A 9,589-nucleotide genomic window follows, 5' to 3' on the forward strand; every position below is an offset into this window, starting at 1 on the left:
GGCGGTCTGAATAATGGTGGCATCAACGACAGCGGCGGATGCTTTCTCTACTTTTAGGCCTTTTTCAGTCAATTGGCGGTTAATCAGTTCCGGCAATTCGGACAGGGTATTGTCTTGCGCCAGCCAGTTGCGGTAGCGGCATAAGGTGCTGTAATCGGGGATGCTCAGTTCGTCGAAACGGCAAAACAGGTTGAAGTCGATGCGGGTAATGAGGCTGTGTTCGAGTTCGGGATCGGAGAGGCTGTGCCATTGTCCGGGCAGGACGGCTTTGAACATGGACAACAGGGGATAGGCGGGACGGCCGCGGTGGTCTCGAAGGTAACGGGTTTTTTGACGATTCAGGTATCGTTCGATCGGTTGCCAATCAATCACTTGATCCAACTTCAATAGTGGGAAGCGGTCGATGTGTTTGGCGATCATGGCTTGTGCGGTTTGCTGGAAGAAGGTGTTCATGAGAAATCCCCTAAATGTCTTGGTGGGAATTTAGGGGATTTTGGGGATTTTGGGGATTTTGGGGATTTTGGGGATTTTGGGGATTTTGGGGAATTTTGCAAAGGTCTCGGTTTGTTCAGTCAGCAGACGGCAGGGGAAGCGCGGGGCAGATGCGTAAATACGTAGGAAGGGTGTGCAAGAGGCTGTAGGGCGTTGCACAGGGTTGGTTGCAGGGTTAGTTGTAGGGTTGGCTTCAGTCCACCGATTCCGCCAGTCTTACCAACTCCGCCATTCCCGCAACGCCCACCGGGTGCCGCCAAACTGATGTCGCCTGAAAGCGGTGCAAATGGTGTAAATGGCGGGCTGAAGCCCGCCCTACGCCCTTCTATGCGACACTTTGTGCCCGCTGGAAAATTCAAACAACCTTTTATATTAAATACAAAATATGCCGTCATTCCCGCGCAGGCGGGAATCCAGACCTGTCCGCACGGAAACTTAAATGAGAATTACTGGTCATTAATGATTTTCTTTATACATATCCAAATAGTGAAAGCATAAGTTGCTAGACTTACAAAATCTGGTAAGAAGTTTTCTAAAAAATAAAGTCTTCTATCTATATATATGCTTAATGTCCCTAGTGAGAAAAGCATGGATAAGCTTCTAGCTAATATACACCAAGATAAAATAATAACTGCCAGCACAATTGGCAAATGCTTAGATATGTTTTTTTTATTCATGTCTTTTGATTTGGATTCCCTTTATTTTTCCTAGTCGGATAAAGCAGTTTCTCTAATCTTGCATTCCAGATTCCCGCCTGCGTGGGAATGACGGTTCGGGTGTTTCTGACGATTCGGGTATTCCTATGGTTTCGTCGGGCGTTGTGTAGGGCGGACTGTAGGGGGGATTCAGCCTGCCGCATCAAGGGTTCTTGGAGGGAATGGTTGGAGTGGTGGAAATGGCGGATGTGTCAGATTTGTCGAGGCGGTGGAATCGGTGGGCTGAAGCCCACCCTACAATCCACCCTACAATCCACCCTACCATCCGTCTTACAGTCCCTTGCGCCCGCCCTGAAACCTGCACTTTGCACATCTTCACTGTGCATCCGCCCCGTGCAAAGCCTTGCGAACTATCTTACAAACTGCCTGACCTCACGCCGTGCTTTGCAAAATGGCAAAACTGCTTCAGACGGCGTTCGGGGTGTGTTTGTGCGGAATTTGGCGGTAGGCGCGGTAGTAGGGTTCGAGCTGTCGGGCGATGAGTTGGAGCTGTTGGAGGAGGATATGGCTTTGTGTTCCGCTGCTGTGGGTGCGGAGGGTGTCGAGTTCGCCACGCAGTGTATCCAATGCCGTCTGAAAGTCGTCGGGTTCGGTTTCGGGCAGGTGTTGGAAGATGTGGGCGGTGTGTTCGGCGGCGAGGTGGAACTGTGCGGTAAAGTCGGGGCTGCATTCTTCGTGCATTTCGCTGCGGTATGCGCCGAGGGCGGAGATGTAGCCGGTCAGGGCGTAGCCGGTTTTGAGGAGGGTGAATCCGGGTTGCAGGCTGTCGGCGAATTTTGCGGGTTCGCTGCTCATGTCGGAAAGGGTGCTGCTGAGGGCGGCGGTGTGTTCGTGGGCGCGGCGGCGGGTGGCGCGGTATTCGACGTCGTCGGCCGTTTCGCCGCTTTTGAGGCGTTCGGCAATTTTTTCGAGATAGGCGCCGTTGCTGCATACGGCAAGGGCGGCGGTGCGTTCGAGCGTGAGGTATTTCCAGTCTGGCCACAGGTAGCTGACCGCCGCCCAGGCAAGGGATGCGCCGATAATGGTGTCGATGATGCGCACGGGCATGGCGGCATATACGTCCAACCCTGCAAGTGACAGGCTGGTCAGTGCCTGAATGGTAATGAAAAATGTCGAGAAGCTGTATTTGTAGGTGCGGGTCATGAAGAACAGGGTGGTGCTGACGATGACGATCCAAAGCTTGGTTTCGACGGAGGGGGTGAAGTAGGGGACGAGCGAGCCGACGATTACGCCGAGTACGGTACCGGCGATGCGCTGGCGGACGCGGCTTTTGGTGGCGGTGTAGTTGGGCTGGCAGACGAAAAGGGCGGTCAGCAGTATCCAGTAGCCGAGGTTGAGGTTGAGGGCTTCGACGATGGTGCAGGCGGCGGCAACGACAAGGGACAGGCGGACGGCATGGCGGAATACGCCCGATTCGAGGTTTAGCTGCGGACGGATTGCCTGCCAGGTGTTTTTGAAGCTGCCGGTTTCGAGGGCGGCGATGCGGGTGTCGCCCATGCGGTCGTTTTCGGCGGGGGAGTCGCTGTGTCGGAGTTGGCGGAACTGCTGGTCGACGCTGCCGAGGTTGTCGAGCAGGCGGCGCAGGTGGCGGATGTCGGGACTGTCGTTGCCGTCTGAAAGGAGGCGCAGCGATTGGCGGCAGCCTTCGATGGCGCGGCCGAGGCGTTTGCTGTAAACGTAGTCTTTGCTTGCGCGCAGGGCTTGTGCGGTGTTGCGGCAGGCTTGTCCCTGCATTTCGAGCAGGCGGTGGATGCGGAAGATGATGTCGGTGTTTTTGAATTTTTCGGACATCTCTTGGTAGTCGACGTGGGCGGAGCTGATGCGTTCGTGGATGTCTTGGGCGGCGAAGTAGTAGCGCAGCATTTTGGCGGTGCGCGGGTGGCGGTGTTTGCCGCGAAGGCGGTAAAACAGGGCGGAACGGCATTGGTTGAAGGCGGTGATGACGCCGGTGTTGCTCATGGCGAGGTCGATGTGGCGGTTGCCTATCCATTCGGCTTCGTCGGGATCGAAAAAGTCGGCTTTGGCTTCGAGGTAGCCGCCGAGTGCTTCGTAGGCGTTGGCGACGCTTTCTTGGACGGGGCGGTGGGGCAGGACGATTTGGAACAGGAGGATGGCGGTGCTGTACAGTACGGTGCCGCACAAAATCATGAAGGGGTTGGTCAGCCAGTAGGTTTCGGGGGTGTAGGTAAGTGTGGTGTAGGTGGCGACGGCGAGTGCGCCGAAGGCGAAGGTGCGGTATTTCAGCCCGACCGCGCCCATGATGGTAAAGCCGAAAGTCATCAGGGTCATGGCGAGGATGAAGGGCAGCCCTGTGCCGAGCGTGCTTTGCGCGACAAGTGAGGAGAGGGTGAACAGGGCGACGGTGGCGATGATGTTTTTCAGCCGTCCGGTCAGGCGGTTGTCCAAATCGACCAGGCCGCCGGCGATGATGCCGAGTACGAAGGGCATGGCGAGCTTGGGCTCGCCTAGCTGCCAGACGATGGAGGCGGCGGTAAAGACACTGGCGAAAACGGGAAGCGAGGTAATGAGCAGAGGCTTGAGGAGTGGGGTTTTCATGGTTTTACTGGTTTATTGTTATGAAGTGAATAAAGTGTAGCACATGAATGGGGCGGATAAAATCATGCCGTCTGAAAACGGGGCGGCGTTTTCAGACGGCATTGGGTTTTGCGGATCAGGAAACGAGGTTGAGACCGTTGACCCTGTCGTAAAGGAGTTCGGGCATTTTGCCTTCTTCGTACAGTTGGATATGCAGGCGCAGGTTGTTGGCGGAAACGGACTGGCGCAGGGCTTCTTCGTAACTGATGATGCCGTGACGGTACAGTTCGAAAAGGTTTTGATCCATTGTCTGCATTCCGTCGGTTTTGGCGGTTTCCATGATTTTATTGATGTTCATCAGGTCGCCCTTCAGGATGAAGTCTTGGATGGCGGGCGTGTTGATGAGCAAATCGACAACCGCCGTCCTGCCCGTTTTGTCTTTTTTGAGGGCGAGGCGTTGGCAGACGATACCGGACAGGTTGAGGGCGATGTCGATCAGTATTTGCTTGTGCTGTTCTTTGGGGTAGAAGTTGAGTATGCGTTCGAGCGACTGCGGCGCGGTGTTGGCGTGGAGCGTAAAAATGCACAGGTGGCCGGTTTGGGCGAGCTGCATCGCGTATTCCATATTTTCCCTGCTGCGGACTTCGCCGATGCAGACCACGTCGGGGGACTGGCGCATAGCGTTTTGTACCGCCGTCTGCCAGTTTATGGTGTCGACGCCGATTTCGCGCTGGGTAAAGATGCAGCGGCGCGGTTTGTAGATAAACTCTATCGGGTCTTCGATGGTAACGATATGGCCGGGCAGGGTTTTGTTGCGATGTTCGAGCATAGTCGCCATCGTGGTGGATTTGCCCGAACCGGTAGGCCCGACGATAATCAGCAGCCCGCGCGGTGCGACGGCGAGGTCTTTGAGTTTTTCGGGCAGGCCCAATTCCTGCATTTGCGGGATGACGTGGTTGATGCGCCGCAAAACCAAACCCGCGTGGCCTTGGCTGTGGTAGGCGTTGGCGCGGTAGCGCGTGCCGCTGCGCGATTGGACGGAGTAGTTGATTTCGCCGTCGCGCCGGAATATTTCCAATTGTTCGGTGTTCATCGTCGATGCGGCGATGGCGGCGGTTTCCTCGCCCGTCAGAGCCTTTTGCGGCTGAGGGGTCAGTGCGCCGTTGATTTTCAACGATGGCGGGAATCCTTTGCTGATAAGGATGTCGGACGCGCTTTGCGCTTCTGCGGTTTCGCACAGGCGGTCGAGCAGCGGGTGGAGGTGTGCGCCGATTTCGGCCGGGGTTTCGGAGCGGCTTTGTTTTTTTTGAGAATACACTTGAACCATTTCGTCCAAGATGTCGTGCAGGTTATCGGTACTCATCGTTAACTTCTTTTCAGTTTAAGCCTTGCAGTTTGCGGCGGCGGGTTTCAACAGGAAGGCGGACGCTTCCTGTTCTGAAGGGGATGCCGGGCGGGATGCCGCGTCCCGCCCCGCGTGTTTGCGCCTTGTTTTCCCGCTGGTATGGCCGGAAGGCGGTTGTGTGTCAGAAACTCATACTTTCGCTGTTTTGCGCGCGTTTGCGTGCGACTTCCGGTGCGATCAGCCCTTGGCGCACCAGCGATTGCAGCGATTGGTCCATCGTCTGCATACCGCTCGCCTGCCCGGTTTGCAGGACGGAGTTAATCTGCGTGATTTTGTTTTCGCGGATGAGGTTGCGGACGGCGGGGTTGGAAATCAGGATTTCGTGCGAGGCGACACGGCCGTTGCCGTCGCGCGTTTTCAGCAGGTTTTGGGAGATGACGGCGGTCAGCGATTCGGACAGCATAGAGCGCACCATTTCTTTTTCCCCCGCCGGGAATACGTCCACGATACGGTCGACGGTTTTTGCCGCGCCGGTCGTGTGCAGCGTGCCGAAAACCAAGTGTCCGGTTTCGGCGGCGGTCAGTGCCAAGCCGATGGTTTCGGGGTCGCGCATCTCGCCGACAAGGATAACGTCGGGGTCTTCGCGCAATGCGGAACTCAGCGCGTTGGCGAAGCTGAGGGTGTGCTGGTGCAGCTCGCGTTGGTTAATCAGGGATTTTTTGCTTTGGTGGACGAATTCGATCGGGTCTTCGATGGTCAGGATGTGTGCCGGCTGGGTTTCGTTGATGTAGTTGATCATCGCAGCAAGCGTGGTCGATTTGCCCGAACCGGTAGGGCCGGTAACCAATACCATGCCGCGCGGAGATTCTGCGATTTTTTGGAAAATGCGCGGGGCTTTCAATTCTTCCAGCGATAAGACGGTGCTGGGAATGGTGCGGAATACGGCGGCGGGGCCGCGGCCGGTGTTGAAGGCGTTGACGCGGAACCGGGCAACGTTGGGCAGTTCGAACGAGAAGTCGACTTCCAAGTTTTGCTGGTAGATTTTCCGCTGATGGTCGTTCATCACCGAAGTTACCATATTGCCGACCTCTTCCGCACTCATTTCGGGAAGGTTGATGCGCCGCATATCGCCGTGAACCCGAATCATAGGGGATATGCCCGAACTCAGGTGAAGGTCGGATGCTTTGTTTTTAACGCCGAAGGCGAGTAAGTCGGTAATCTGCATAATGGGATATTGTCCAGTATAATGTTTGGGTCGTTCGGTGTTTCCTACTTCTGAATTTTACTGCCCTGATTCTTGGGATTCAACTATTTAAGCATTTTTACCGGGGATAATTTATGACGGTTTTGCAAGAACGTTATCGGGAGGTGTCCGACCGTATCGGAAAATTGGTTCTGCAGGCGGGCAGGGAGCCGCATTCTGTCAGCCTGATTGCCGTCAGTAAGACTTTCCCTTCAGACGGCATCCGCGAAGTTTACGCCGCCGGACAGCGTGATTTCGGCGAGAACTATATTCAGGAGTGGTACGGTAAAACGGAAGAGTTGGCGGATTTGCCCGACATCGTGTGGCACGTCATCGGCGATGTGCAGTCCAATAAAACCAAATTTGTCGCCGAACGCGCGCATTGGGTGCATACCGTATGCCGTCTGAAAACCGCCCGCCGTTTGAGCGAACAGCGTCCTTTCTCAATGCCGCCCTTGCAGGTGTGTATCGAGGTGAACATTGCGGGCGAGGCGGCGAAACACGGTGTCTCGCCCGAAGAAGCGGTCGCGCTTGCCGTGGAAGTGGCGAAGCTGCCCAACCTTGTCGTACGCGGCTTGATGTGCGTTGCCAAAGCCAACAGCAGTGAAACGGAGTTGAAAACCCAGTTTCAGACCATGCAAAAGCTGCTTGCCGATCTCAATGAGGCAGGCGTTAAGGCGGATGTGCTGTCTATGGGGATGTCGGACGATATGCCTGCCGCCATTGAGTGCGGTGCGACACACGTCCGTATCGGCAGCGCGATTTTCGGGAAAAGGGGATGATGGAAATTCGGGCAATAAAATATACGGCAACGGCTGCGTTACTTGCCTTTACGGTTACCGGCTGCCGGTTGGCAGATTGGTATGAGTGTTCGTCCCTGTCCGGCTGGTGTAAGCCGAGAAAACCGGCCGCCATCGATTTTTGGGATATTGGCGGCGAGAGTCCGCCGTCTTTAGAAGACTACGAGATACCGCTTTCAGACGGCAATCGTTCCGTCAGGGCAAACGAATATGAGTCCGCACAACAATCTTACTTTTACAGGAAAATAGGGAAGTTTGAAGCCTGCGGGCTGGATTGGCGTACGCGTGACGGCAAACCTTTGATTGAGACGTTCAAACAGGAAGGTTTTGATTGTTTGGAAAAGCAGGGGTTGCGGCGCAACGGCCTGTCCGAGCGCGTCCGATGGTAAAAAGTTGGGAATGAATTTAGTAAGGTAATTTTGAATAGGGTAGAAATAATGAATGTTTATTTTCTCGGCGGCGGAAATATGGCGGCTGCCGTTGCGGGCGGATTGGTCAAACAGGGCGGTTACCGCATCCATATTGCCAACCGGGGGGCGGAAAAGCGCGAACGTTTGCAAAAAGAGTTGGGTGTCGAAACTTCTGAAACCTTGCCGGAGCTTCATTCCGACGATGTTTTAATCCTTGCCGTCAAGCCGCAGGATATGGAAGTCGCGTGCAAAAATATCCGCACCAACGGCGCATTGGTGCTTTCTGTCGCAGCCGGATTGTCGGTCGATACGCTCAGCCGTTACCTCGGGGGAACACGCCGCATTGTCCGGGTTATGCCGAATACGCCCGGAAAAATCGGGCTGGGCGTATCCGGTATGTTTGCCGAAGCGGAAGTATCGGAAACAGACCGCAGGATTGCCGATCGAATCATGAAATCTGTCGGTTTGACCGTTTGGTTGGAAGATGAAGCGCAAATGCACAGCATTACCGGCATCAGCGGCAGCGGGCCGGCATATGTGTTTTATCTGTTGGACGCATTGCAAAATGCCGCCATCCGACAAGGGTTTGATATGGCAGAAGCACGCGCGCTCAGCCTGGCAACATTTAAAGGAGCGGTTGCCCTTGCCGAGCAGACGGGTGAAGATTTCGAGAAGCTTCAAAAAAATGTAACGTCAAAAGGCGGGACAACCCACGAAGCCGTGGAAGCCTTCAGACGGCATCGTGTCGCCGAAGCCATAAATGAAGGTGTTTGTGCCTGTGTGCGCCGTTCGCAGGAAATGGAACGGCAATATCAATAATGTAAAGAAAATAAAAACCCTAATCCAAAACGTGTTATGATGCGCGTTTTCTAAAAACGCTTTAGGCAATAAGCCTTATAAAAATCAAAGGAATAAAGCCACTTTGTGGTGCTTTGTTTTTTGCGGTGAACCGAGAGGACATACATTATGGCAAAGCTGACGGAACAAGATATTTTGAATTGGAACGGGTCGGAAGACGATTATATGAATGACGACCATTTGGCTTTTTTCCGCGAATTGCTGGTAAAAATGCAAGACGAACTTATCGAAAATGCTTCCGCTACGACAGGACATCTCCAAGAACACGAATCAGCCCCTGATCCTGCCGACCGTGCCACACAGGAAGAAGAGTACGCATTGGAACTCCGTACCCGCGATCGGGAACGAAAACTTCTCAGTAAAATACAGGCGACCATCCGCAATATTGATGAAGGGGACTATGGATTCTGTGCCGATACGGGAGAACCTATCGGTCTGAAGCGGCTGCTGGCACGCCCGACAGCCACTTTGTCCGTAGAGGCGCAAGAGCGTCGTGAGAGAATGAAAAAACAGTTTGCCGACTAATAGCGGCAAACGAAAATGCCGTCTGAAGCCCCGAGTTTCAGACGGCATATTCACAAAGGCGCACCAACCAGAGGAGAAAAGGAAAATTTATGATTTCTGATTTTTGTAAATTATTTATTAGTAGTCAAGATAAAAATCTAATCTCTGCAGCGATTGAAAATTTCTTTAAATCGCCATTAATAAATGGTAAATATATAGAAACTGAAATGTTAGATATTTATTTTTTTAATAATGATGAATTTGATGAAAAACGTAATTTTGACTTTAAAGATAATTTTTTATATTTTCCATTTATCATAGAGATAATTATGTTAAATCAATATGATACTGATGAATGTATCAATAAAATTAATAATTTTTTAGAATATTTAAACCATGCAAATATTATCACAATTATTTCTTGTGATTTCGAAGAAAGGGTACCAGCTTTAAATAGGTATAAACCATAGCGAGCGTAGCGTGGGTCGCCGATGAGGAAGGGATTATTGGAGGCGGCGCAGCATTTGGCAGAAATAAAAAACCTTATCCGACAGAGATATGACGAATTTCCCCAAAAAAATCCCGCTGAAAGTATTGACCGTATACGTCTTCAAGCGTATAGTTCGGTTCTTCGCTGCTGCCGAAGCTGCGAACGAACTGAAAAGTATAGCACAGAATGTCGGGAA

At 53.1% G+C, this 9,589-nt stretch carries 11 protein-coding genes; 6 read left to right on the forward strand and 5 right to left on the reverse strand.

Going from position 1 to position 9,589, the window contains the following annotated elements; translation table 11 throughout:
• Both Q9J80_RS10590 and Q9J80_RS10595 read right to left on the reverse strand, forming a co-directional pair.
• On the reverse strand, positions 1–453 hold a 453-nt coding region (locus Q9J80_RS10590; protein WP_301674083.1), incomplete at its 3' end, for a transposase.
• Positions 454–483: 30 nt separating this feature from the next.
• Positions 484–651 (reverse strand): hypothetical protein, encoded by a 168-nt coding sequence (locus Q9J80_RS10595; RefSeq protein ID WP_304674184.1) that lies wholly within the window; start codon positions 649–651, stop codon positions 484–486.
• A 105-nt stretch (positions 652–756) separates the two neighbouring features.
• On the opposite strand from Q9J80_RS10595, the gene Q9J80_RS10600 reads away from it, so the two are divergent.
• Positions 757–990, forward strand: coding sequence for a hypothetical protein (locus Q9J80_RS10600; RefSeq protein WP_301669393.1), 234 nt, complete (start codon positions 757–759; stop codon positions 988–990).
• A 623-nt stretch (positions 991–1,613) separates the two neighbouring features.
• Here Q9J80_RS10600 and yccS read toward each other — a convergent pair.
• The 3 genes from yccS to pilT form a co-directional block, all read right to left on the reverse strand.
• Positions 1,614–3,764, reverse strand: a complete 2,151-nt coding sequence (yccS, locus tag Q9J80_RS10605; RefSeq protein WP_301674082.1) for a YccS family putative transporter — start codon at positions 3,762–3,764, stop codon at positions 1,614–1,616.
• Positions 3,765–3,879: 115 nt separating this feature from the next.
• Positions 3,880–5,106, reverse strand: coding sequence for a PilT/PilU family type 4a pilus ATPase (locus tag Q9J80_RS10610; RefSeq protein WP_304671754.1), 1,227 nt, complete (start codon positions 5,104–5,106; stop codon positions 3,880–3,882).
• Positions 5,107–5,269: 163 nt separating this feature from the next.
• Positions 5,270–6,313 carry a type IV pilus twitching motility protein PilT gene (gene pilT / locus Q9J80_RS10615; protein ID WP_003711230.1) on the reverse strand — a complete coding sequence of 348 codons (1,044 nt, stop codon included), beginning with the start codon at positions 6,311–6,313 and terminating at the stop codon, positions 5,270–5,272.
• 113 nt (positions 6,314–6,426) lie between these two features.
• On the opposite strand from pilT, the gene Q9J80_RS10620 reads away from it, so the two are divergent.
• From Q9J80_RS10620 to Q9J80_RS10640, 5 genes are all read left to right on the forward strand, one after another.
• The gene (locus Q9J80_RS10620) at positions 6,427–7,113 is read left to right on the forward strand and encodes a YggS family pyridoxal phosphate-dependent enzyme (protein ID WP_304671753.1); all 687 of its coding nucleotides are present in this window, start codon (positions 6,427–6,429) and stop codon (positions 7,111–7,113) included.
• Entirely contained in the window at positions 7,113–7,520 is a 408-nt protein-coding gene (locus Q9J80_RS10625) for an RNA-binding protein (protein ID WP_301674084.1), read from the forward strand. The genes Q9J80_RS10620 and Q9J80_RS10625 overlap by 1 nt, the downstream gene beginning before the upstream one ends.
• Positions 7,521–7,550: 30 nt before the next feature.
• Positions 7,551–8,360 carry a pyrroline-5-carboxylate reductase gene (gene proC, locus Q9J80_RS10630; RefSeq protein ID WP_301674079.1) on the forward strand — a complete coding sequence of 270 codons (810 nt, stop codon included), beginning with the start codon at positions 7,551–7,553 and terminating at the stop codon, positions 8,358–8,360.
• A gap of 147 nt (positions 8,361–8,507) precedes the next feature.
• Positions 8,508–8,924, forward strand: coding sequence for an RNA polymerase-binding protein DksA (gene dksA, locus Q9J80_RS10635; protein ID WP_118793253.1), 417 nt, complete (start codon positions 8,508–8,510; stop codon positions 8,922–8,924).
• 89 nt (positions 8,925–9,013) lie between these two features.
• A complete protein-coding gene (locus Q9J80_RS10640; RefSeq protein ID WP_301669388.1) occupies positions 9,014–9,373 on the forward strand; it encodes a hypothetical protein in 360 nt (119 codons plus the stop codon).
• Positions 9,374–9,589: the final 216 nt, after the last annotated feature.

The organism is Neisseria blantyrii (assembly GCF_962747855.1).
GTDB classification, from domain to species: Bacteria; Pseudomonadota; Gammaproteobacteria; order Burkholderiales; family Neisseriaceae; genus Neisseria; species Neisseria viridiae.